This window comes from Sorangium sp. So ce1036, assembly GCF_051369805.1.
GTDB classification, from domain to species: Bacteria; Myxococcota_A; Polyangia; order Polyangiales; family Polyangiaceae; genus Sorangium; species Sorangium cellulosum_F.
The window spans coordinates 4,832,116-4,854,479 of sequence record NZ_JBBMOX010000001.1; the positions used below are offsets into that span (position 1 = coordinate 4,832,116).

At 73.2% G+C, this 22,364-nt stretch carries 15 protein-coding genes and 1 pseudogene; 7 read left to right on the plus strand and 9 right to left on the minus strand.

Going from position 1 to position 22,364, the window contains the following annotated elements:
* Window positions 1-696: 696 nt before the first annotated feature.
* From WMF31_RS18125 to WMF31_RS18140, 4 genes are all read right to left on the minus strand, one after another.
* A complete protein-coding gene (locus WMF31_RS18125; protein ID WP_436603151.1) occupies window positions 697-3,069 on the minus strand; it encodes a heavy metal translocating P-type ATPase in 2,373 nt (790 codons plus the stop codon).
* A 123-nt stretch (window positions 3,070-3,192) separates the two neighbouring features.
* Window positions 3,193-3,813: a class I SAM-dependent DNA methyltransferase gene (locus WMF31_RS18130; protein ID WP_436603152.1), complete on the minus strand. Its 621-nt coding sequence runs from the start codon at window positions 3,811-3,813 to the stop codon at window positions 3,193-3,195.
* An 83-nt stretch (window positions 3,814-3,896) separates the two neighbouring features.
* Window positions 3,897-5,858: an ATP-binding protein gene (locus WMF31_RS18135; RefSeq protein ID WP_436603153.1), complete on the minus strand. Its 1,962-nt coding sequence runs from the start codon at window positions 5,856-5,858 to the stop codon at window positions 3,897-3,899.
* Window positions 5,859-6,080: 222 nt separating this feature from the next.
* On the minus strand, window positions 6,081-8,405 hold the full coding sequence (locus WMF31_RS18140; protein ID WP_436603154.1) for a response regulator: 2,325 nt from the start codon (window positions 8,403-8,405) through the stop codon (window positions 6,081-6,083).
* 519 nt (window positions 8,406-8,924) lie between these two features.
* On the opposite strand from WMF31_RS18140, the gene WMF31_RS18145 reads away from it, so the two are divergent.
* The 3 genes and pseudogenes from WMF31_RS18145 (at window position 8,925) to WMF31_RS18155 (ending at window position 10,954) form a co-directional block, all read left to right on the plus strand.
* Complete coding sequence (locus WMF31_RS18145) at window positions 8,925-9,824, plus strand: S-adenosylmethionine decarboxylase (protein WP_436603155.1); 900 nt, start codon at window positions 8,925-8,927, stop codon at window positions 9,822-9,824.
* Window positions 9,825-9,890: 66 nt separating this feature from the next.
* Window positions 9,891-10,025, plus strand: a pseudogene (locus WMF31_RS18150) (sugar O-acetyltransferase); the annotation flags it as partial.
* Between the two features lie 158 nt (window positions 10,026-10,183).
* On the plus strand, window positions 10,184-10,954 hold the full coding sequence (locus WMF31_RS18155; protein ID WP_436606573.1) for a Uma2 family endonuclease: 771 nt from the start codon (window positions 10,184-10,186) through the stop codon (window positions 10,952-10,954).
* A gap of 91 nt (window positions 10,955-11,045) precedes the next feature.
* Here the strand turns inward: WMF31_RS18155 and gstA are convergent, their stop codons facing one another.
* Window positions 11,046-11,654: a glutathione transferase GstA gene (gstA, locus tag WMF31_RS18160; RefSeq protein WP_436603156.1), complete on the minus strand. Its 609-nt coding sequence runs from the start codon at window positions 11,652-11,654 to the stop codon at window positions 11,046-11,048.
* Between the two features lie 132 nt (window positions 11,655-11,786).
* The gene (locus WMF31_RS18165) at window positions 11,787-12,293 is read right to left on the minus strand and encodes a GNAT family N-acetyltransferase (protein ID WP_436603157.1); all 507 of its coding nucleotides are present in this window, start codon (window positions 12,291-12,293) and stop codon (window positions 11,787-11,789) included.
* 173 nt (window positions 12,294-12,466) lie between these two features.
* Here WMF31_RS18165 and WMF31_RS18170 point away from each other — a divergent pair, with 173 nt between their 5' ends.
* The 4 genes from WMF31_RS18170 to WMF31_RS18185 all read left to right on the plus strand — a co-directional run bounded on the left by WMF31_RS18170 (window position 12,467) and on the right by WMF31_RS18185 (window position 18,089).
* A complete protein-coding gene (locus WMF31_RS18170) occupies window positions 12,467-13,408 on the plus strand; it encodes a hypothetical protein (RefSeq protein WP_436603158.1) in 942 nt (313 codons plus the stop codon).
* Between the two features lie 291 nt (window positions 13,409-13,699).
* Window positions 13,700-14,599, plus strand: coding sequence for a DUF4041 domain-containing protein (locus tag WMF31_RS18175; RefSeq protein ID WP_436603159.1), 900 nt, complete (start codon window positions 13,700-13,702; stop codon window positions 14,597-14,599).
* Between the two features lie 503 nt (window positions 14,600-15,102).
* A complete protein-coding gene (gene tkt, locus WMF31_RS18180) occupies window positions 15,103-17,091 on the plus strand; it encodes a transketolase (protein ID WP_436603160.1) in 1,989 nt (662 codons plus the stop codon).
* Window positions 17,092-17,150: 59 nt separating this feature from the next.
* Window positions 17,151-18,089 (plus strand): AEC family transporter, encoded by a 939-nt coding sequence (locus WMF31_RS18185; protein WP_436603161.1) that lies wholly within the window; start codon window positions 17,151-17,153, stop codon window positions 18,087-18,089.
* Between the two features lie 502 nt (window positions 18,090-18,591).
* On the opposite strand, the gene WMF31_RS18190 is transcribed toward WMF31_RS18185, so the two are convergent.
* The 3 genes from WMF31_RS18190 to WMF31_RS18200 all read right to left on the minus strand — a co-directional run bounded on the left by WMF31_RS18190 (window position 18,592) and on the right by WMF31_RS18200 (window position 22,063).
* Entirely contained in the window at window positions 18,592-20,142 is a 1,551-nt protein-coding gene (locus WMF31_RS18190; RefSeq protein WP_436603162.1) for an Hsp70 family protein, read from the minus strand.
* Between the two features lie 203 nt (window positions 20,143-20,345).
* Window positions 20,346-20,924 carry a Uma2 family endonuclease gene (locus WMF31_RS18195; protein ID WP_436603163.1) on the minus strand — a complete coding sequence of 193 codons (579 nt, stop codon included), beginning with the start codon at window positions 20,922-20,924 and terminating at the stop codon, window positions 20,346-20,348.
* A 377-nt stretch (window positions 20,925-21,301) separates the two neighbouring features.
* Window positions 21,302-22,063 (minus strand): SDR family oxidoreductase, encoded by a 762-nt coding sequence (locus WMF31_RS18200; RefSeq protein WP_436603164.1) that lies wholly within the window; start codon window positions 22,061-22,063, stop codon window positions 21,302-21,304.
* Window positions 22,064-22,364 lie beyond the last annotated feature (301 nt).

Here is a 22,364-nt window from a genome sequence, read left to right on the forward strand (position 1 = left end):
TCTCCTGTGGTGACGAGTCTGCATGATCTCTCCTCCTGGTCACAAACCTGTCCCTGCGCTCACGAGGTGTCTCGGATGCTCTGGTCAGCGAAGTTGGGCCGACGAACAGCTCCACGATCGCAGCGCCGCGAGCGCTGGTACCCGAAGGCGCCACCCCCCTGTCCGCTGGATCGCCTCGCGCGGCGCCAAGAGAAAACATAACGATTCAATGGAGTCAATGGTGAATCGCCCCGCTCGCCGGAATGGACAGACGCAATCCCAATGCAATCCGCCGAGCCTGTGGAGAATCGATGATCGGTCGATAGCTTCCCCGCGGGACGAAGCGGCGCCCCACGCCGCCAGCAGGGCGATTTTTGAGAGGCGGTTGCTTTGTTTTTTCGGTTCAGCGACATGCACGCCTTCCTGCTCAGCCGCACAGGGGCGCGCCGCCCGGCTTGAGGGGGCGCCGAAGTCGACCACCGCGAAGCCGCGCGGGTACCGCCGCACGCATGCCTCGCGCTCCGTGCGCGCATCAACGGACGAAGACCCGGGCGACGCAGCTTGGAGCGCCTCTCGAAAACTCCCGTCGCCCGGCGGACCAGGGCGGGCGCATCGCGTCGTTGCTCCTCGTCGCCCTGCTTCAGCAGGGCTCCTCGTCGCGCCTAGCGCTGCACCCACCCTCGTTCGCCTGGCTCGGTCCGGTCTTGTTCGGCGCTCTTATCCGCGGCCGAACCCGCGGAGCCTGAGCGAGTTGGCGAGCACCGACACGCTCGACAGCGACATCGCCGCGCTCGCCAGCACCGGCGAGAGCAGCCACCCGGTCAGCGGATAGAGCAGCCCCGCCGCGACCGGGATGCCGATGACGTTGTAGATGAACGCCCAGAACAGGTTCTGGCGGATCGTGCGCAGCGTGGCCCGCGCCAGCCCGAGCGCCGTCGGCAGCCCCGCGACCCCGCCGCGGAGGAGCGCCACGTCGGCCGACGCCACCGCGATGTCCGTGCCGCTGCCGAGCGCGATGCCCACGTCCGCGCCGGCCAGCGCGGGCGCGTCGTTGATGCCGTCGCCGACCATCGCCACCCGGCGGCCCCGGGCCCGCTGCTCGGCGACGATCCTCGCCTTGTCCTCCGGCCTCACCTCCGCGAACACCGTGTGGATCCCGAGCTCGTCGGCCACCGCGCGCGCCGCGCCCGCCCGGTCGCCGGTCGCCATCGCCACCTCGACGCCGAGCTCCTTCAGCGCCTCCACCGCGCGCCGCGCCTCCTCGGTCGGCCGGTCGGCGACCGCCACGAGGCCCGCGAGCCGCCCGTCCACGGCCACGAACGACGGCGTGCGGCCCAGCGCGGCCAGGCGCTCGGCCTCCGCCTCCAGCGCGTCCGCGCCGACGCCCGCCCGGCGCAGCCACGCCGCGGTGCCGACGCGCACGAGGCGGCCGGCCACGCGCGCCTCGATGCCGTGGCCGATCTCCGCGCGGAACTCCGAGGCCGGCGGGACGACCACCCCGCGGCCGCGGGCGCCCTCGACGATCGCCCGGGCCACCGGGTGCTCGCTCGCGCGCTCCGCGGCCGCCACGAGGCCGAGCAGCGCGTCGTCGCCGCCCTCCGTCAGGCTCCGCACGTCCGTGAGCGCGGGCCGCCCCGAGGTGAGCGTCCCGGTCTTGTCGAGCACGACCATGTCGACGCGGCTCGCCGCCTCGAGCGCCGCGCCGCCCTTGACGAGCACGCCGAGCTCCGCGCCGCGCCCGGTCCCCACGGCCACGGCCGCCGGCGTGGCCAGGCCGAGCGCGCAGGGGCAGGCGATCACGAGCACCGCCACGAACCGCTCGATCGCCGTGGCGAAGCCCGCGGCGGTGAGGCCGGCCGCGCCGGCCGCGTCGATCGCGAGCCACGCGGCGAAGGCGAGCGCCGCGACCCCGAGCACGACGGGCACGAAGACGCCGCTCACCACGTCGGCCAGCCGCGCGATCGGCGCGCGCGACCCCTGCGCCTGCTCGACGGCCTCGACGATGCGCGCGAGCGCCGTGTCCGCGCCGGTCCTCGTGACGCGGAAGGTGATGGCGCCGCTCTGGTTGAGCGTCCCGCCGAAGACCGGGGAGCCCGCCGCCTTGTCGACGGGCATGCTCTCGCCGGTGAGCATCGACTCGTCGACCGCCGACGCGCCGCGGACCACCTCGCCGTCGGTCGCGATGCGCTCGCCGGGCCGCACGAGCACGAGGTCGCCGGGCGCGAGCGCGTCGGCGGGCACGTCCTCCTCGGCCTCGCCGCGGACGCGCCGCGCGGTCTTCGGCTGCAGCGAGACGAGCCCGCGCACGGCGTCGGCGAGCCGCTTTCGCGCGCGCGCCTCGAGCAGCCTGCCGATCAGCACGAAGGTGACGATGGCGGCCGCGGCCTCGAAGTAGACGGCCGGCATGTGGCCGTGCTCGGCGCGCGGGAACAGGCCGGGCGCGACGACCGCGACGGTCGAGTAGAGCCAGGCGGCGCCGGTCCCGAGGCTCACGAGTGTGTTCATGTCCGCGGCGCGGTGCCGGAGCGCGGCCCAGCCCAGGCGGAAGAACCGGCGCCCCGGCCCGAGGACCACGACGGTCGCGAGCGCGAGCGAGAGCCAGCGCGCGAAGGCCCCGTCGAGCCCGGGGATCGCGCCGTGCGACATGCCCATGACGAGCAGGGGCACGGTGAGCGCGATCGCGAGCGCCACGTCGCGCCGGAGCGCCCGCTGCTCGCGCAGCTCCGCCTCCTCCAGGGCCGCGGCGCGCTCGGACGCCAGCGGGCGCGGGCTCGGCGACGGCGCGGCCCCGGGCGCCGCGGGTGCCCCGGCGGTCTCCGGCGCCTCGGCGGCCTCCGGCACCTCGTAGCCCGCGTCCACGATGGCGCGGGCGAGCGCCGCAGGCGTGGTCGCCAGCGCGTCGTAGGCGACGGTCGCCCGCCGGGTCACGAGGTTGACCGTGGCGCCCTGGACGCCCGGCACCGCGCGCAACGCCCGCTCGACGCGGCGCACGCACGCCGCGCAGGTCATGCCTTGCACGGGGAGGTCCGCCTGGGCGCGCTGCGCGGCCGGCGCCGCGCTCGTGTCCAGCGGATGGGAAGTCGTTGCCATGATCTCTCCTTCGACACGAGCGCGGCGCTCGTCTCCTCTTCTCCCGTGCAGACGCGCGGCCCTTCGGGCCATTACGGCCTGCCGCGCGGCGCGAGGCGCCAGGACGCCTCGGGCGCCGCGCGCTCAGCGCTTGCGCCACACCGTGGCCAGCCAGCGCTGCTGCTCGCGAGGGAGCCCGGCCGGTCGGTAGTAGTGCGCGACCTCCTCGAACCCGGCCGCGGTCACGTGCTCTCGCCACCGCTCGAGCGACCACGCGCAGCCGTACCGATCGCCGGACCACCCCTCCCGGTCGTCGCCGCGCGGGTTGGAGCTGAACAGCGCGCCGCGCGGGCGGAGCGCGGCGTGGAGCTCGCGGAGCACGCGCGGCAGCTCGCCGCTCGGGACGTGGAACAGCGACGCGTTCGCGAAGATCCCGTCGAAGCGCCCGGCCTCGAGATCGAGGCGCAGGAAATCCTGGTGGAGCACCTCGCAGCCCGCGTGCTGCCGCGCCATCTCGACGAACCGCGCGCAGCCGTCGAGCCCGATCGGGGTGTGCCCCTCGGCGCGGAACGCCGCGAGATCGCGCCCCGGGCCGCAGCCGAGATCGAGGATCGTGAAGGGGCCCGGCCCCTCCAGCGCCGCGAGCAGCGCGGCGCGGTTCTGCGATACATCGTGATCGCGCGTGCCCTCCCAGAACGACGCGGCGTGCTGGCCGTAGTGGGCGAGGGTCCTCGCGGTGATCCCGGAGACGTCGTGGTCGCGCATGGCGGCAGTGTGGTCCCGGCGCGCCCCGGAGAGAAGGCCGGCGCGCCCTGCGGCGCCGGTTCCAGAGGCGGGGGGGAGCCGCTCTAGGTCGCGAACGCGGGCGCCGCGAGCCCGCGGACGACGCTGGCGAGCTCTCCGGCGGCGACCGGCTTCGCGAGGTACGCCTGGAAGCCCGCCGCGAGCGCGCGCTGGCGATCCTCGCGCCGCGCGTAGGCCGTCATCGCGACGACCGGAATGGCGCCGCCCGCGGCCGGCGGGAGGGCGCGCAGCTCCCGGATCAGCGCGTAGCCGTCCTCGTCCGGCATCCCGAGATCCGAGACGATGACGTCGAACGGCAGCTCCGCGACCGCGCGCAGCGCCTCCCGCGCCGAGCTCGCCACCCACGGCCGCGCGCCGAGCTCCTGGAGCATCGCGCCGGCGACCTCGGCGGCGTCGGGCTGATCGTCGACCACGAGCACGCGCAGGCCGTCGAGGCGGGCGGGCGTGGCCTCCACGGGCGCGCCGTCCCCGGGGGCCGCGCCCCCGGCCTCGGCGGGGCCCGCGCGCTCTGCCCCCGGGGAGCCCGTGATCGGCAGCGTGACCTCGAACGTCGCCCCTTTGCCGTCGCCCTCGCTGCGGGCCGAGACGTGGCCGCCGTGCAGCTCGACCAGGTGGCGCACGATGGAGAGCCCGAGCCCGACGCCGCCGTGACGGCGCGTGGTGGAGCTGTCGGCCTGGCGAAAGCGATCGAAGACGAACGGCAGGAAGTCCGGGGCGATGCCTTGCCCGGTGTCGCTCACCTCGAGGCGGAGCCGATCGCCCTCGTGGGCGACCGCGACGCGCACCGTCCCGCCCGCCGGGGTGAACTTGATGGCGTTGGAGACGAGGTTCCAGCACACCTGCTGGAGCCGCGTGGCGTCGGCGGAGAGCCGCGCGTCCGGCGTCTCGATCGCGAGATCGAGCGCCACCCCCTTGGCCTCCGCGGTCGGGCGCAGCGACTCGACCGCGGCCCCGACGATCGCGCCGGCGTCGACGAGCCGGCGCGCGATCCGCACCTTTCCCGTGATGATCCGGGAGACGTCCAGGATATCCTCGATGATCTGGGCCTGACCCCGCGCGTTCCGCTCGATGGCCTGGAGCCCGCGGGCCCGCTTCTCGGGGTCGATGCCCGGCGCCTGGAGGAGCTGCGACCAGCCGAGGATCGCGTTGAGCGGCGTCCGCAGCTCGTGGGAGAGCGTCGCCAAAAACTCGTCCTTCAGGCGGTTCGCCCCCTCGGCCTGGGCGCGGGCGCGGCGCTCGCTCTCGAGCAGCCGCGCGCGCTCCGCCTCGGCCCGCTTGCGCCCGGTGATCTCGCCGAAGTGGACGGCGATCCCGTCCTGGAGCTGGACCACCATGATCCGGAACCAGCGGCGGTCCTCCTCCGGCTCACCGGGCCGAGCGCATGCGTAGGGCAGCTCGAGGTCGAGGGGCTCGCCCGTCTCGACCACGCGCGCGCACCGCTCGAGGAGCTCGGCCGTGGTCGCGCTCCCCGGCAGCCCATCGAGCAGCCTGCGGCCCACGAGGCGCTCCCGGTCGCGACCCAGGAGGCGCGCCGCCGCGGGGTTCGCGTACTCCCAGAGAAAATCCACGATCTTCCCCGAGGCATCGCGGACGGCCTGGAGCGTCGTGAAGCCGTCGAGCGAGTGATCTTGCGCGATCTGCAGCCGCGCCGCGCTGCGCTCGGCGTGCCGCTGCGCCCTGTGGAGGTTCTCCGCGATCACCGAGCTCAGCACCGACGTGACGAAAAACGTGCCGAGCTGCGCCGCGTCGTCATGCGGCGGGCTCCCGAAGGAGCCGGCGGGCGGAAGCATGAAATACCAGATGAACCCCGCGCAGAGCCCTGTCGTGAGGAGGCCCGGCCCGAGCCCTCCGAGCCACGCGCTGGCGATCACGGCGGGAACGTAGATAATGAACGAAACCTGGCTCTCCGACGCCCCGCCGAGGGCGTATTTCAGCGCGAGGGCGAGGGCTGCGATGAGCAACGCGGCGGCGTACCGCGCCGGAGCGGGCAGGTTCTTCGTGGTCATGCTCGTGATGCGCGCAGGCCGGCAGCACCGAGGCTCGAGCAGCAGCAACAGTGCTCGATTTCGAGGTGTAGTCTGGCAGCGCTCCGGCGTCGAGCCGCGGCGCCGGGGGCCGCGGCGCCTCGCTCGCTCCCGATCGCCGGGCCGCGGCCGCCGGATCGACCGGGCGCGGCCGATGGGATCTCCTGGCGCTCCTCCGCTCCTGCCCGGGCGGTCGCGGCGCGGTCACGCCTCCGCGCGGTGGAGCTCCTGAACCAGCCCGACGAGCCCGGGCGGCGACGACGTGAAGTGGATGCGCACCTGATCCTCGGCCCGCGGATCCAGCTCGATCACCTTCGCGTGCAGCTCGCCGCCGAGCTGCTCGGCGAGCGCGCCGGGCGGGTGGAGCTTCAGGTTCGTGAACGGCGGCGGGCGGGGGTGGAGGCGCAGCACGGCGCCGAACGGCGAGAGCCCGAGGATGAGGGCGGACTGCGGCTCGCCCTCCAGCCGCTTGCCGGCCAGCCGCGCGCACAGGATCGGGAGCGGCGACGACAGCGGGAGGATCTCGGCGCGGCGCTCGGGCAGGTACAGCCGCTCGGGGTGGTCGAGGCCCAGCACCTCGTGGACCAGCACGCGGCTCGAGAAGCCCTTGACCGAGAGCGCGTGGCTCTGGCCGAGCAGGAGCCCCGCGCCCGCGGCGCGGCGCGTGCTGTCCGCGATGAGGATCTGCCGTCCGACGGTGCACGACTCGATGCGGGACGTCAGGTTGACCTGGGCGCCGACGACGCCGTACTTGGTGCGCGCCTCGGAGCCGATGTTGCCGACGACGACCGGCCCGGTGTTGAGCGCGATGCCCATCTGGAGCGTGGGCAGCCCCTCGGCGCTGTTCCTGTCGTTCACCGCGTCCATCGCGAGCTGCATCTCGACGGCGCAGGCGACCGCGCGGCGGGCGTCGTCGCCGCCCGCGAAGGGGGCGCCGAACAGCGCGAGGATCGCGTCGCCGATGAACTCGATGATGGTGCCGCCCCGCGCGACGATGATGCGCGCCATCTCGCCGAGGTAGCCGTTGAGCAGCCGCATGACCACGTCGGGCGGCATGTTCTCGGTCATCGTGGTGAAGCTGCGCAGGTCGGTCATGAGGATGGTCACCTCGCGCTCCTCGCCGCCGAGGAGCTGGGCCTCGGGGGAGGAGAGCAGGCGGTTCACCACGTCGTCGCTGAGGTAGCGGCCGAACGTCTTGCGGATGAACTCGCTCTTGACCGACAGCTCCGCGGCGAGCTGCGAGAGCTGCTCGCGCGATCGCTTGAGCGTGAGCTGCGTGTCCAGGCGCCCGAGCAGGATGTCGAAGTCGATCGGCTTGGTCACGTGGTCGTTGGCGCCGAGCTTGAGCGACTCCACCACGTCCTCGCTCGCGCCGCGCGTGGTCACCATGATCACGGGCAGCTCCGCCGGCGACCGGCCCTGGCGGATCGCGGAGAGCACGCCGAGGCCGCTGATGCCGGGCATGTTCACGTCGAGCAGCACGGTGTCGAAGCGCTCGCGCGCGACGAGCGCGAGCGCGCGGGGGCCGTCCTCGGCCGCGGCCGTGCGGTAGCCGTTCGTCCGCAGCACCCGGCAGAGGACGTCCCGGTTGCCCCGGCTGTCGTCGACCACCAGGATGGATCCGCGCGTGCCGCCCTCGGGCTCGGCGGCGTGGACCGCCGCGGGCTCCTCGTGCGCGGAGGGGACGTGGACGCGCACGCTCGACGGCGCGGTGTCCTCGCCGCCCTCCATCGCCTGCACGATGCGGAGCAGCTTGCGCGAGGCGTGCTCGATGCTGCGGATGTCCTCGATGTGCTGCGGGGCCACCTTGCCTTGCAGCGAGGCCACGAGCAGGCGCGTGTACCCGAGGATCTGGTTGATGGGCGTGTACGGGTCGTGCCCCGATCCCTGGGCCTCCTGGGCCTTCTGCGGCTCGCGCGCGGCGGCCGGCCGCCCCGTCGGCGCGCCGTGGTGCGAGGAGGGCGACGCCGCGGCCGACAGCCGCCGGCCCGGCGACGAGGCCGGCGCGGGGCCGCGCGCGGGCGCCGCGCCCAGCTCCTCGTGGCGCAGCCCCTCCGGCGCGCGCGCGCTCGCCGGCTCCGCCTGCGGCTGGGCCACGAGCGGCGCGGGCTGGGTCTCCGCCGGGTCCCAGCCGCTGAGCGGGTCCTGCGCGAGCTGGCCGCTGCGCGCCGTGGCCGCGGCGTTCGGCCGGTCCCGGAGGCCGCGCAGGTCCTGCGCGAGCGGGCCGGCGTGCGCGCCGAGCGGGGCGCTCGGCCGGTCGCGCCGGACGCGCGCGTCCTGCGGGAAGTGGCTGGCCCGCGGCGGGGCGGGCACCTGCTGCGGGGGCGGCAGCGTGCTGCCGTTGCGGTTCGAGGGCGGCGCCGGCGGCAGGCAGCTGCTGTTGCCGTTGCGCGCCGCGGACGGCGCCGAAGGCACGTAGCTGCTGCTCTGGATGCGCGTCGCGGTCGGCTCCGGCGGGGTCCCTCGCGGCGGCACGGCGCTGCTCGGTGCCATCTTGGGCGGGTCCTTGTCGGAGGGGGATCGGGTCATGGTTCCCCGGATTCTACGCCTCCGCGCGTCGAGCCAGCGACGGATGACGCCGGGGCCGCGCCTTTTTTATCGCACCTCGACGCCCGATCCAGCGCGGGTGGATCGCCGGCGCCGGCGAGCCTGCGCGCCCGGACGGCGGCGCATCGGGCTGAACTCTTTCAGTGAGCCGGCACCCAGAAAGCGAGACGTGATATCGCCCCTGTCGTCCTGGGCGTGGACATGACGGATCGGTCTGTGTCGACACGGCTCCTGGTCCGGCCCTCTGGCCAGCGCGGCGGGCCGCGGGCGAGCTCATCCGAGGTGGCGAGGGCGCGCCGCCGTCGTCCGGGGAGCGGCTGGATGAAGCAGCAGCGGAACGCCAGCCGGAACGCACGACAGGCATGCTTGTGCCCGGCTTCCCCACCTGATCTTCGGGTGGAGCACATGCGCGAGGCGGATTGAGCGCCGGATCCTCAAATTCTCCGCTCGCGCCTGCTCCGTGTGGAGTAGCATCGCTCAACTCGTCGACGAAGGGGCAACATGCATAAGGCGCGCAAGAACCTCACCCATTTCACGATGGATGGCTTCCACGGCTTCAGGAGCCGTTTTGATGACGTGAAGCTGGCGCAGGAGCTCCTGGAGGAGGTGCCCGGCGTGCTCCGGCTGAAGCCGGTGATGCCCCCGTTCATCCTGCCGTACTACAACGGTGTGGTGGCGGAGGACTGCGGCATCAGCGCCTTCGTGCTGCTGCTCGGCGGCCACCTCACCATCCACACCTTCAGCTTCCGCGAGTGCTTCTTCGCGGATCTCGTGTACCCGGGGACGTTCGACCCCCAGCGGGTGCAGATGATGCTCCAGACGACGCTCCCCTGCCGCAGCGTGTTCACGCAGACGGTCGATCGCGGCGACGGCGGGGACATCCGGGAGCGCAGGGGCCATGAGGTGGTGAGCCCGGACGCCGATTTCGGCCCTCACCTGTTCCTGCATTTCAGCCCGTACCGCGGGCCGACCTCGCTGGACTCGCTCTTCGACATCTTCGACCACCTGCCCTCGAAGATCGGAATGACCCCGATCATGCGGCCGTTCGTGGTGAAGACGGCGACGCGCGACGGGACTCCGGTGATCAGCGCCATGGTGATGATCGCGGAGTCGCACATCACGCTGCATATCTTCCCGGACAGCGAGGAGGCGTTCTTCGATCTCTTCAGCTGCAAGTTCTTCGACGTGGGGCCGGTCGTGCAGGTGCTGGCCGAGCAGTTCGGCAGCGACGTGTCCGAGCAGGTGCTCGTGCCGCGCGGCCAGCGCTACCTGCAGCTCAGGACCGAGCGCCCGCACGTGATGAGCCACGTCAACCAGTGGCTCGCGGCCGCGCATCCGGGCGTCTATGCGCGGATGCCGGGCGACGGCGGGCCGCTCGGGCCGAAGAGCTCGAAGGGCTGAGCGCCCGAGCGCGGGTGCGGGGCGGGGCGGCGAGGGAGGCCTTGCCGAGCTGCCCGCCCCCGGCGAGGGGGTTCGTGGGGCGGCGCCGGCTCGGTGATCGGCGCCGGCAGCGTGGTCACCCGCAGCATCCCGGAGGGCGTCCTCGCCGCTGGCAACCCGTGCCGGGTCGTGCGGCCGCTGGCCGAACCGGCCAGAGCGTGAGGGTCGGCTCCGCGCCTCTCCCGCGGCCGGCTGGCTCGGTCCGGTTTTCTTCGGCGCTCTTGCGGGAGCTTCGCGCGCAGGCGAGGCTCATTTCCCGGGTCGCGGCCCCGGGCTCTTCGATGCCGCGCCGTGGCGGTCATGATATCGTCGTGAAGGCCATGTCCGCGATCGAGCCCACCGCCCGCCCGTCCGCTGCGCCTCGCGCGCGGGCGCGGGCCCACGTCTACAGCCGCCAGCCCGAGCCGGTGTACTTTCCCGAGGCCGAAGAGGTGCCCGAGACGAACCGCCACCTGGAGCTTCGCACGGCGCTTTACCTGATCCTCAAGCGCGAGCTGGCTTCCGTGGCGACCGTCGGCTCGGATCAGTTCGTCTACTGGGACCCGACGACCTCGAAGAAGCGCCTCGCCCCCGACGCCTTCGTGCGCCTGGGGATGCCGCACCGGGTCTTCCGCACCTGGAAGACCTGGTTGCACGGGGCGCCCGATGTCGGGGTCGAGATCGTGAGCGAGTCGGACGAGGGCGAGCCTGACTGGGACGAGAAGCTCGAGCGGTACCGCGCCGCGGGCATCCGCGAGCTCGTGCGCTTCCATCCCGACGATCGGGAGCGACCGATCCGCGTCTGGGACGCGCTGGACGGCGACCTGGTGGAGCGAGCGCCGGACGACCCGGATCTGCGCGTGTGCGAGGCGCTGGGCCTCTGGTGGACGGTGGTGGAGGACCCGTCGATCGGCCCGATGCTCCGGCTTTCGCGCGACCGCGAGGGCCGCGAGCTGCTGCCGACGCCGGTCGAGGCCGAGGCGCAGGCGCGCGAGGCCGAGGCGAAGGTGCGCGAGGTGAACCAGAAGCTCGAGGCCGAGGTGAAGGCGCTGCAGGCGGAGCTCGCGCAGGCCAAGGGGACGCGGCGGGCGCGGCGGCGCTCTCGGGGATGAGGGGTTGTCCGGCCTGGGGCCAGGGCCTTCCCGGACGCCCGGCCGGCCTGTCCGGCGGCGGTGAATCACGTGCCGGCTTACACTCCGGACTTTACCTCTCCTCGCGCTCGGCCTTCATGGCGGCCTGGACGGCGGGGCGGGCGCCGACGCGCTCGGCGTACGCGACGAGGGCCGGAAAGGCGCCGAGATCGATCCTCGCGAATCGCGTCCACGTGAGCACGGTGAAGAGGTAGCCGTCCGCGACCGTGAATCGATCTCCCATCAGGTACGGGGCGCCGTCGAGGCGCTGCGCCGCGAACGCGAAGCGGCGGCCCAGGTAGGCCCTGGCCGCCGTCTTCTGCTCGTCCGGCGCCCGCGGGGTGAAGAGCGGGGAGAACTGCTTGTGCAGCTCGGTGCCGATGAAGCTCAGCCACTCCTGCAGCCGGTACCGATCGAGGCTGCCGGCCGGCGGGGCGAGCCCTGACCCGGGCCGCAGATCGGCGATGTACTGCACGATGGCGGGCCCCTCCGTGAGCACCTGGCCGTCCTCGAGCTCCAGCGCGGGCACGTACCCCTTGGGGTTGATCCTGGTGAAATCCGCGCCTGATCTCGTCTTCTTCGTGCCGAGGTGGACCCGCTCCAGATGGAACTCGAGGCCCGCCTCGCGCAGCGCGATGTGGGGGGAGAGAGAGCAGGCGCCGGGGCTGAAATAGAGCCTCATCGTGACCTCTGGAGGAGCTCGGGGCGACATCGTTCCTCCCGGCGCCGGGGCCCGTCAAGGCCCATCGAGGTGGTCATCGCGCGGAGGCACGCGGCGACGATCAGGCCGCCGGCCCGCCAGCCGGGGTATCCGTCAGCGCGGCGGCGCCTCGCCGTCGCGCGGGTCCGTGTCGGAGAGCGGATCGGCGTAGATCCCGGGCGTCGAGTCGGGAATGAGCGTGGCGCCGACGGCGGACGCGTAGAATTCGGCCGGCCCGACGCCTCCGATGATGCCGTACGCGTAACCCATCTCCGCGAGCCCGTGCAGCGCGGCGAGGAGCAGCGCCTTGCCGATGCCCTTGCCGCGCTCGCGCTCTTCGACCCCGGTGGGGCCGAAGAAGCCGCGGCGGGTGCACTCGTAGGCGGCGAAGCCGAGCACGTCGCCCTCGCGGATCGCGAGGAACACGCTGACGGGCTTGTGCGCGTAGCCCACGCTGATCTCGTCGGCCCACGCCGCCGTGAAGTGCCGCTCCACGAACTGCCGGACGCGGCTGATCTCGTACGGCGCCGCCCGGCGCACGACGATGCCGGCCCGCCGCAGGTCCTGGAGCAGCGGCGTCAGGGGTGGCAGCTTGAGGAGGTTGACGAGCATGTCGGCCATGGATCTGCCCTACAGGACGAGCGCTGTCGGCGCACGCGGAATTCGCGCCCGGGGGGCGCGCGGCGGCCCTCCGCCATGGCGCCGCCATGCGCGCGGCGGGCATACCACCGCCCGGATGGCCACGGTTCCGGTGTCCTGAATGCCTGGTACGCGATCTGCCGTGGGCGCCGGGCATGGGAGATGCGGACATCACGTTGCGCCACCTCGCCCGGAGGCGCCCCGAGGACCTGGTGCGCGCGCTGGTCTCCGAGGGCCGCCCGATCGAGGTGGTCGGCTGGGTCGACAGCCAGGTCACGAACATCGAGCGTCGGCTCGACAAGGCCCTGCGCCTGCGGGTGGGCGGCGAGCCGCGGGTGCTGCACGTCGAGTTCTGCTTCGCGCTCCGTGACGACGTACCGGACCGCATCTTCGAGTACCTCGGCTTTCTCTTCGCGGCGCTCCGGCTCGAGGCGCCCGGCGAGCCGGTGCCGCCGATCGAGAGCGTGGCGGTGGTCCTGTCGGGCCGCAGGCGGCGCTTGCCGGCGACCGCGGAGCGCCGCACGGCGTGGCCGGGGCGGCCGTTCAGCGGCACGCACTTCCGGGTCGACGCGGTCTACCAGCGGACGGTGGGCGAGCTCCGGGCGCGCGGCAGCGTGCTGTGGCTGCTGTTCGCGCCGCTCGCGCGGGACGCGACCGCGGCGGCGCTGCGGGGGGTCGTCGCGGAGATCGACGCACGGGCGGCGAGCGCCGAGGAGCGGGCCGAGCTGTACACGGCGCTGCTGGTGATGGCGACCCTCGATCCCTGGGGGCATACTCTGTGGAAGGAGCTCGTCACGATGGTGGAGGACAAGGAAGAGGGGCTGCTCCGGCGCACGCCGATCATCGGCGAGATGATCATCGAGGCCGAGCGACGAGGAGAGCAACGAGGGGAGCAACGGGGGGAGCAGAAGGCGATCGCGGAGCTGCTCGGTCGCCTCTTCGCGCGGCGGCTCGGGCGGCGCCCGACGCCCGACGAGGAGCGCATGATCGTCGAGCGAGCGCGCGCGAGCGGCCCGGGCGAGGTCGAGGATGCCTTGCTCGATCTCGAGAGCGAGGCGCTGCTTCGTTGGCTCACGGAGCCCATCCGCCCCTCGTGAGCTCCCCGGGGAGCACAGGCTGCCGGACGCGCGACCACCGATGCGCGGGCACCCGCGACCGTGTCCAGGTGGGATGATCCCGTCCGGCGATCCACCCAGCTCGGGGTAACCCGCACCGGGCCGCAGCGAACCAACCCAGGCGTGGGTTGCCGAAGAGTGTGCAGCGGTGCGAATGGTGCTGCTCGGGAGGAAACGCCTTTCATGGCGATGACACGCCCTGTACGTTGATCCTGGCGAGGGGGCCTACGATCGTCCCTGGCAGGTTTGCCCCTCACGGGAGGGTGCTCGGCCATGGAAGAACTCTCGGGAGCCCTGCTCGGCGTCGCGCTCCTTGCGATCGCCGTGCTCGTCGGATGGGTCGTGAAGCTGAGGGCCGAGAGGGCCAAGCTCCACGGGGTCCGTGAGGCCGCCGAGCGGATGAAGGCGGATCTCGAGCGCTTCCGCGGCGTCCTCGACGTCGAAGCCGAGCGACAGCGTGTGCTCGCTCAGCTCGAGACGGACCGGGCGCGCCTGCAGGGGGAGATCACACAGGCCAGGACCCAGTGGGAACAGGCGCAGCAGGGGCTCCAGGGGCAGCTCCAGCAGGGCACGGCGGAGCTGGCATCGCTGCAGGCCGGTATCGAGAAGCTCCGCGCCGAGCAGCGCGCGCTCGACGAGGAGTCGAACCTCCAGTCCTTTGGCTTCTACCGGCCCCGGTACGCCTTCTCGTCTTCGGAGCACTACCAGAAGGAGCTGGAGCGGATTCGCGAGCGCCAGAAGCAGATGCTCAAGGACAGGTCGGCCGCCATCTGCCGCACTGAATGGACGGTGAACGGGAGCGTCGCGGAAGGGCGGAAGCAGATCAGCCAGACCCTCAAGCTCATCCTGCGCGCGTTCAACGGCGAATCTGACGCCGCCATCGCGAAGGTGAGCTACAAGAACGTGAACGTGATGGAGTCTCGTATCAAGAAGTCGTGGGAGGCCATCAACGGGCTCGTCGGAGTTCAGGAATGCGAGATCACGAAAGTGTACCTCGATCTCAAGCTTCGAGAGCTGTATCTCGCGCACGAGTATCAGGAGAAGGTCCAGGCCGAGAAGGCCGAGCAGTACCGCAAGACGGTTGCAATGAGGCGTGAGCGAGAGGCTGCGCAGCAGGCGTCGGCGCCGGTCCGCCTCGCGCCGCAGCCGGCCGCCGCGCCTGCGCCCGCCTGACAGCCCGTGCCGCCGATCGAGCGCGTGGCCGTGGTCCTGTCGGGCCGCAGGCGGCGCTCGCCGTCGACCGCGGAGCGCCGCACCGCGTGGCCGGGGCGGCCGTGCAGCGGCACGCACTTCCGCGTCGACGCGGTCTACCAGCGCACGGTGGGCGAGCTCCGGGCGAGCTCCGGGCGAGCTCCGGGCGCGCGGCCGCCCCCGCCAGGCCCTGGCCAGACAGCCGACCCACGCGTCTCGCGCATCCCGAGAGAGCGTGGACAACCGAGCTCCCGCCGAGCGGTGCTCGACCCGGCGCCCACCGAGCGGCGCTCGACCCGGCGCCCACCGAGCGGCGCTCGACCCGGCGCCCACCGAGCGGCGCTCGACCCGGCCCCCGCCGAGGGCCGCACGATTCATCGCCCACCGAGGCACGCCCCGAACCGACCAGCCACGGGAAGGGCGGGGGAGGGAGGGTGCGCAAAAGGGCGCGCATCGCGTCGAACTTGGGTTATAGAGTGCGCGCCATGCCTGATTTCGCCAAGCTCGCCGCCGCGAGCACGATCGCCCGCGGCCTCGCCATGGACGCCGTCCACGCCTGCTCGTCCGGTCACCTCGGCCTGCCGCTCGGGGCCGCCGAGATCGGTGCCGTCCTCTATGGCGACCTCCTCCGCCACGACCCGAGCGACCCGCACTGGCTGAACCGCGACCGCTTCGTCCTGTCGGCCGGCCACGGCAGCATGTTCCTCTACGCCTGGCTGCACCTCGCCGGATACCCCCTGTCCCTCGACGACATCCGCCGCTTCCGCCAGTGGGAGTCGAAGACGCCCGGCCACCCGGAGTTCCACTACACCGAGGGGGTCGAGGCCACGACCGGGCCGCTCGGCCAGGGCGTGGGCAACGCGGTGGGGCACGCGGTCGCCGCCCGGATGCTGGCCGCCCGCTACAACACCAAGGACCACACGATCGTCGATCACACCGTCTACTGCCTCGCCGGCGACGGATGTCTCCAGGAAGGCGTGGCCGCCGAGGCGGCCGCCTTCGCCGGGCACTTCAAGCTCGACAACCTGATCCTCATCTACGACGCCAACGACGTCACCCTCGACGCGATGGCCGCGAAGACCCAGAGCGAGGACACCGCCAAGCGCTTCGAGGCCTACGGCTTCGAGATCTTCACCATCGAGCAGGGCAACGATCTCCAGGCCGTGCACGAGGTGCTCGGCCGCGCGCGCGCGTCGAAGAGCGGGAAGCCCAGGTTCGTCATCGCCCGCACCCTCATCGGCAAGGGGATCCCCGAGGTCGCCGGCACGCAGAAGGCCCACGGCGAGGGGGGCGCCAAGTTCATCGACCAGGCGCGCAAGAGCCTCGGCCTGCCCCAGGAGCACTTCTACGTCAGCGAGGAGGTGAAGCAGTTCTTCGCCCGGCGCAAGGAGGAGCTCGGCAAGCAGCGCGCGGCGTGGGAGGCCACCTTCCAGGCCTGGCGCGCGAAGAACCCGGCGCTCGCCCAGGAGCTCGACGACGCCCTCGCCAGGAAGGTGCCCGCCGATCTCGACGCGCGCGTCCCGGCCTTCCCCGCCGGCACGAAGGTCGCCACGCGCAAGGCCGGCGAGACCGTGCTGCAGGCCGTGGCCGAGGCCGTGCCCTCGCTCATCGGCTCCAGCGCCGACCTCTACGGCTCGACGTTCAACTACATCGCGTCCAGCGCCGACTTCGATCCGGAGCACCCCGGCGGCCGCAACATCCGCGCCGGCATCCGCGAGCACGGCATGGGCGCCATCCTGAACGGCATCGCGTACCACGGCGGCCTGCGCCCGAGCGGCGCCACGTTCCTCGTGTTCGCGGACTACCTGCGGCCGAGCATCCGCCTCGCCGCGCTCTCGCACCTGCCCGTCATCTACATCTTCACGCACGACTCCGTGGGCGTCGGCGAGGACGGCCCGACCCACCAGCCCGTGGAGACCGTCGCCGGGCTGCGCGCCATCGTCGATCTGGACGTCATCCGGCCGGCCGACGCCGAGGAGACCGCCGGCGCCTGGATCGCCGCCCTGGAGCGCAACGACGGCCCGACGGTCCTCGCGCTCACGAGGCAGGCCGTCCCGCTGCTGCCCGGCGACGCCGCGGCGAAGCGCGAGGGCGTCCGGCGCGGCGGCTACGTCCTGGTCAAGGAGACCGCGGCGCTCGAGACCCTCGTGATCGCGACGGGCAGCGAGGTGCAGCACGCGGTCGCGGCCGCGCAGCAGCTCGGCCCCGGCGTCCGCGTCGTCTCGATGCCCTGCATCGAGCGGTTCGCGCGCCAGGACCACGCCTACCGCGAGGCCGTGCTGCCCGCTGCGTGCACCCGGCGCGTGTCGATCGAGGCCGGCGTCACGTTCGGCTGGCACCGCTGGGTCGGCTCCAAGGGGATCGCCCTCGGGATCGACCGCTACGGCACCAGCGCCCCCGGCGACATGGTCATGGATCGCCTGGGCATGAACCCCAAGGCCATCGTCCAGGCCGTTCAGGACCTCGTGCCCTGAGGCGGCGCGCGAGCCCAGGGGGCGCTGGACGGCGCCCCCGGCCGAGCTAAGAGCCGCCCGTGCCGTCGGGCGACCTGATCTCGCAGCTCCTGGCCCTGTTCGCGGTGCTCGGCGTGGGCGTGCTCCTGCGCGCCCTCGGCCGAGGCGGCCAGGCCGAGGCGGCCGTGCTGCACCGGCTGGTCATCGAGGTCACCACGCCGGCGCTGGTCCTCTCGGTGCTGCGCCGCTCGGGCATCGGCCACGGCGCGTGGGGCGCCGTCGCTGCCTCGACGGCCGCGCTCCTCGCGTGCGCCCTCGCGGGCGTCGCGGTCGCGCGGGCGCTCGGGCTCCCGCGCGCCGCGCAGGGCGCCGCCGGCCTCGTCGGCAGCTTCTCCAACACCGGCTTCCTCGGCGTGCCCGTCGTGCTCGCGCTGTACGGTCCCACGGGCGGCGCGGCGGGGACGGCGATCCTCGTCGACAGCATCGTCACCACGCTGATGCTCTGGACGCTCGGCGTCGCGATCGCCGCGCGCATGGGCGGGGGCGGCGACGTGGACGGCCGGAGCCTGCTCGCGCTCCTCCGCCAGCCGGCCGTGCCGTCGATCGCGGTCGGGCTCGCGCTCCACGCCCTGCCGATCCCGCTGCCCTCGTGGCTCACGCGGGCGCTCGACGCGCTCGGGAGCGCGACCCCGACGCTGGTGTTCCTCGCGCTCGGCCTCAGCCTCGATCTGCGATCGCTCCGCGGCCGCGTGCGCCCGCTCGCGGCGGTCGCCGCGGTGAAGCTGCTCCTGGCCCCGGCGGTCGCGCTCGGCGCGGCGGTCGCGCTCGGCCTCGAGCGGCCCGTCTCCGAGGTGGCGGTCCTGCAGTCCGCCATGCCGACCTCGATGGTCTCCGTGATCATCGCCGCGCGCTACGGCTGTGATGGACCGTTCGCCGCGGCCACCGCGGTCGTGACGACGCTCGGGGCGCTCGTGAGCCTGCCGCTCGTGATCGAGGCGCTGCGCCGGCTGCTCCCGTGACGCGACCGGGGGGCCACCGGGGGTCTGAGGCGAAAAGGGCACCAGACCGGGGGGCCACCGGGGGTCTGAGGCGAAAAGGGCACCCGTGGAGCGGTTCGGGGCACCCGTGGAGCGGTTCGGGGCACCCGTGGAGCGGTTCGGGGCACCCGTGGAGCGGTTCGGGGCACCCGTAGAGCGGTTCGGGGCACCCGTAGAGCGGTTCGGGGCACCCGTGGAGCGGTTCGGGGCACCCGTGGAGCGGTTCGGGGCACCCGTGGAGCGGTTCGGGGCACCCGTGGAGCGGTTCGGGCGCCTCCATCCCGACCCAGGTTGCGGTGGCCGCAGTGACCCAGGTGATGTCAGCGATCGTCCACGTGCCGGTCGCGCCCCTCGGCGAGGAACCCGGCGACGAGCGCGTCGACCCGCTCGGGCGATTGCCGCTTCGACCGATGGCCGTTGCCCTCGAGGACCTCCACGCGCCCCCGCCGGGCCGGCGGCGGTCAACCCGGCGCGACCGCGCCCCTCACGCCCCGACCTGGTACACGCGCCTGTACCCCGCCTCCACGTCCGTGATCGTCACCTCGACGATCCCGTGCGGCGTGATCGCGTACTGCTCCTCGATGAGCGGCCCCTCGTCGCCCATGCGCTGCACGGGCACGGCGGCGAGCTCGGCGCTGCGGTCGCGGAGCTGCCGGTCGAAGGGGAACACGACCTCGTTGAAGGCCGTGATGTCGCCGTGGGGCACGCCGAGCCGGTCGAGCGTCGCGCACTCGACGAACCGGTAGCGACCGACGTTGTGCGCCGCCCGGTAGACGCGGCGCGAGACCACGGGCGCCTCGCGGCTCGACGGCACGCGCGCCTCCCGGTCGAAGATCGGATCGAAGATCACCTCGCTCCCGCCGCTCCCCTCCCGGAACACGCCGAAGTGGCGCGAGAGCCGGTCGGAGAGCTCGAAGCCCGCGTCCTCGTCGACCGCGATCGCGAGGCCCATGGCGATCGCCGCCGAGGGGTACGGGGACCTGTGGACGCGCCGCCCGAACCGCTCGCGCAGCGTCCGGGCGACGATGGGCAGCGAGCTCGCGCCGCCGACCACGTAGATCCCCGCGATGTCGGCGAGCGCCTCGCCCGCGCCGGCGTCGAGGCGCGCGATCACCGGCTGCATCGCGGTGATCGTCGACTCGACGAGCGGCGCGCACCGGTCGTAGTAGTCGGCGGCCGGGATCGTGACCTCCGGGGCCGGCGCCCGATCGCCGAGGCAGGCCTCCAGATCGATGACGATCCGCCGGGTGTTCGGGTTGAGGCGCTCCTTGGCCTCGCGGCACTGGTCGGCGAGCGCGGCGAGCGCGCGCGCCGGCAGCGCCTCGCGCTCGACGCCGGCCGCGGCGAGCGCCGCCGAGGCCAGCGCGGCGTCGAAGTCGTCGCCGCCGAGGTGGTTGAGCCCGGCCGTCGCCACGGCGTCGTGGCTCCGCCCGGTCATGTGGACGAGCGACGCGTCGAACGTCCCGCCCCCGAGGTCGTACACGACGATGTGCTCGCGCTTCGAGGTGATGGTGCTGCGGTAGCGGTGGGTGTACTCGAAGCCGGCGGCCGACGGCTCGTTGAGCAGCGCGACGACCTCGAAGCCGGCGCGGCGGAAGGCGTCGAGCGTCACGAAGCGCTGCGTCCCGTGCGCGTTCGCCGGGGTGGCCACGACGCAGATGAGCCGCTCGTCGTCCTGCCGCTTCTTCGGCCGGTTCGACCGGTGGAGCACCGCGTCCCGGAGCGACCTCAGGAAGAGGGTGAGCAGGTCGAGCACGCGCAGCCGGGTCCCGCCGATCGCGACCTCGAGGTCGGGCGAGGCGCCGGGGCCCGAGAGCACGCGCTTGAACGACCGCAGCACGGACCACGCCGGGTCCGAGGCGACCGCGAGGGCGTCGAGGCCGAACCGGAGCTCCCCGCCCCGCTCGGCCACCACCGAGGGGTAAAAATCCACGGGATCCCCCGCTGCATCCTGGAAGCTGAGGACGGGGTAGTTCCCGCGGTCGCAGCACGCGACCACGGTCCGCGTGGTTCCGAAATCGATCCCGAGGCGCACGGCAGGGTTCCTCCGGCCGGCATGCTGCCACATCCGGCCGCCCGGTGTGAAACTCCGCGGGGTCGGCCGAGGGCCGGTCGCAGGCCCCTCGCGGGGCGAGCTCGGGGCGGGGCGCGCGCCGCGCGCGACCTCGGGCCCGCGGCTGCGGCGAGCCCGCTGCGGCGATCCGCTGCGCCTCGAGCCGCGACGGCCCACGGCGTCAGTCAGTCGGCCGGGAGCTCGAAGGCACCGTCATAGATGGCATCGACCGAGACCTGCGCGCCGTTCGCCAGCGCGATCGTGTCGCCCCGCTCGTGCACACGATACCGCCAGGAGCCATCCCCCTCCCGTCGAAAGTGCTCGACGCGCACGTGCCACGGCGAGACGAGCAGATAGTCTGTCAGCGAGGGGAGGCGCTGGTATCCTTCCCACCTCTCGCCGCGGTCGGAGGTCTCGGTGCTGCGCGAAAGCACCTCGACGACGACGGTGGGATTCGCGAGGACATCGCTCTCGCCTGGCTCCGTCCGCACACCACCGCATACGACCACCGCATCGGCGTACACGTAGCGCTCGCCCTGCCGGGCGGAGATCCGTTGATCGGACGAGAGCACGTGGCACCCCGTGCCGCGCACGCTCGCGCGGAGCTCTGCGCCCACGGCGTTCGACAGGAAGTCGTGCCGTGGGCTGCCGCCGGCCATCGCGAACACGTCACCCAGGTGGTACTCGTGTTTTGCTGGCTGCTCGCGCTCCCACGCGAGGTACTCTGCGGCGCTCATGCGCCGGCGGACGGCGGCGTTGCCCATGGCGCGCACCTTAGCGCGGCGCGCCGCCGGCTGGCGATGGGCGAGGGGACGGCGGGCGCCGCCGGAGCGTCGCGTTACCGGGCTGGCGGTCGCGGCGATCTCCCACCGCGAAACGCCGCGGCGAGCCCGAGGTGCATCGAGGGCTTTTCTGCGCGCAATCCGGGGGCCAGGGTCCGCGTTGCGTGACCTGGACGGTCGTGCGCGCGATGACCCACCGCTCCTGAGCCCCCCGATCCCCCTCGGCCTGTCCGGGCGCCGCCCGGCTTGTGATTCAGGAGCTTCTCATGTCATCGATGGCATCGGGATCGCGCCGGCGCGCGCCGGGGCCGCGGGTCATCGCGCCCGCCCTCGCGGGGCGAGCGCGGTGGTCACGCCGCCTATCCGAGCGACACACCCCCGTCGACGTCCATCGTGGTCCCGGTGACGAACGACGCGTCCGCGCTCGCGAGGAACACGGCCGCGCTGGCGATCTCGTCGGGGGACGCGATGCGCTTCATGGCGTGGAGCCCTGCCGCGAAGGCGCGCTTCTCGTCGGTGTCGTTCCAGAGGCGGAACATGGGGGTGTCGGCGCCGCCGGAGATGAGCACGTTGGCGCGGATTCCCTGCGTCGCGTACTCGGCGGCGACGGTGCGCGTGAGGCCGATGAGCCCGGTCTTGGCCGCGGCGTACCCTGCCGTGCCGGGGAGCGCCTTCGTGTGTCCGACGAACGTGCCCACGTTGATCACGCTGCCTCCGCCCGACTCCAGCATTGCGGCGACCTCGTGCTTGGTCGACAGGAACGCGCCCACCAGGTAGCTCTCCAGCCAGGAGCGGAAGTCGCCCACGTCGAGCTGGTGGGTCAGCGCGCCGCCGAAGGTCCCACCCGCGGCGTTGAACCCGACGTCGAGGCGGCCGAATCTCTCCAGGGTGAAGCCGACGAGCGCCCGGACGTCCTCCTCCCTGGTGACATCCGCGGCGCGCGCGACGGCCTGCCCTCCGGCCCTGGCGGCGGCCTGCACCGTGGCCTCGAGCTCATCGGGGCGGCGGCCGGCGACGACCACCTTCGCGCCCTCCCGCGCGAACGCCACGGCGGTCGCCCGCCCGATCCCCGAGCTCGCGCCCGTCACGATACCAACCTTCCCCTCGAGTCGCCTGGTCATGGTGTCTTCTCCTTGTGCAAGGCGGTCTGCACGCAGACGCGTCCAACGACCTCCCCTGCGCGTGCCCGCATCACGAGGGAAGCTAGCGACGCCCGAAGAGTCCCGCGCTCCGGATCTTGCTCTCGAATCCACAAAACGGACGCTGGCAACCCCGCCATCTCCCGTCTCCCGTCTCCCGTCTCCCGTCTCCCGTCTCCCGTCTCCCGTCTTCCGTCTTCCGTCTTCCGTCTTCCGTCTCCCGTCTCCCGTCTCCCGTCTCCCGTCTCCCGTCCTCGTCTGGCCTCTTCGTGCGCGTGCGCGT

Bases quoted from the DNA above. Each gene is read 5' to 3' on its own strand.
- WMF31_RS18125 (WP_436603151.1), bottom strand. From the start codon at position 3,069: ATGGCAACGACTTCCCATCCGCTGGACACGAGCGCGGCGCCGGCCGCG.
- WMF31_RS18130 (WP_436603152.1), bottom strand. From the start codon at position 3,813: ATGCGCGACCACGACGTCTCCGGGATCACCGCGAGGACCCTCGCCCAC.
- WMF31_RS18135 (WP_436603153.1), bottom strand. From the start codon at position 5,858: ATGACCACGAAGAACCTGCCCGCTCCGGCGCGGTACGCCGCCGCGTTG.
- WMF31_RS18140 (WP_436603154.1), bottom strand. From the start codon at position 8,405: ATGACCCGATCCCCCTCCGACAAGGACCCGCCCAAGATGGCACCGAGC.
- WMF31_RS18145 (WP_436603155.1), top strand. From the start codon at position 8,925: ATGCATAAGGCGCGCAAGAACCTCACCCATTTCACGATGGATGGCTTC.
- WMF31_RS18155 (WP_436606573.1), top strand. From the start codon at position 10,184: ATGTCCGCGATCGAGCCCACCGCCCGCCCGTCCGCTGCGCCTCGCGCG.
- gstA (WP_436603156.1), bottom strand. From the start codon at position 11,654: ATGAGGCTCTATTTCAGCCCCGGCGCCTGCTCTCTCTCCCCCCACATC.
- WMF31_RS18165 (WP_436603157.1), bottom strand. From the start codon at position 12,293: ATGGCCGACATGCTCGTCAACCTCCTCAAGCTGCCACCCCTGACGCCG.
- WMF31_RS18170 (WP_436603158.1), top strand. From the start codon at position 12,467: ATGGGAGATGCGGACATCACGTTGCGCCACCTCGCCCGGAGGCGCCCC.
- WMF31_RS18175 (WP_436603159.1), top strand. From the start codon at position 13,700: ATGGAAGAACTCTCGGGAGCCCTGCTCGGCGTCGCGCTCCTTGCGATC.
- tkt (WP_436603160.1), top strand. From the start codon at position 15,103: ATGCCTGATTTCGCCAAGCTCGCCGCCGCGAGCACGATCGCCCGCGGC.
- WMF31_RS18195 (WP_436603163.1), bottom strand. From the start codon at position 20,924: ATGGGCAACGCCGCCGTCCGCCGGCGCATGAGCGCCGCAGAGTACCTC.
- WMF31_RS18200 (WP_436603164.1), bottom strand. From the start codon at position 22,063: ATGACCAGGCGACTCGAGGGGAAGGTTGGTATCGTGACGGGCGCGAGC.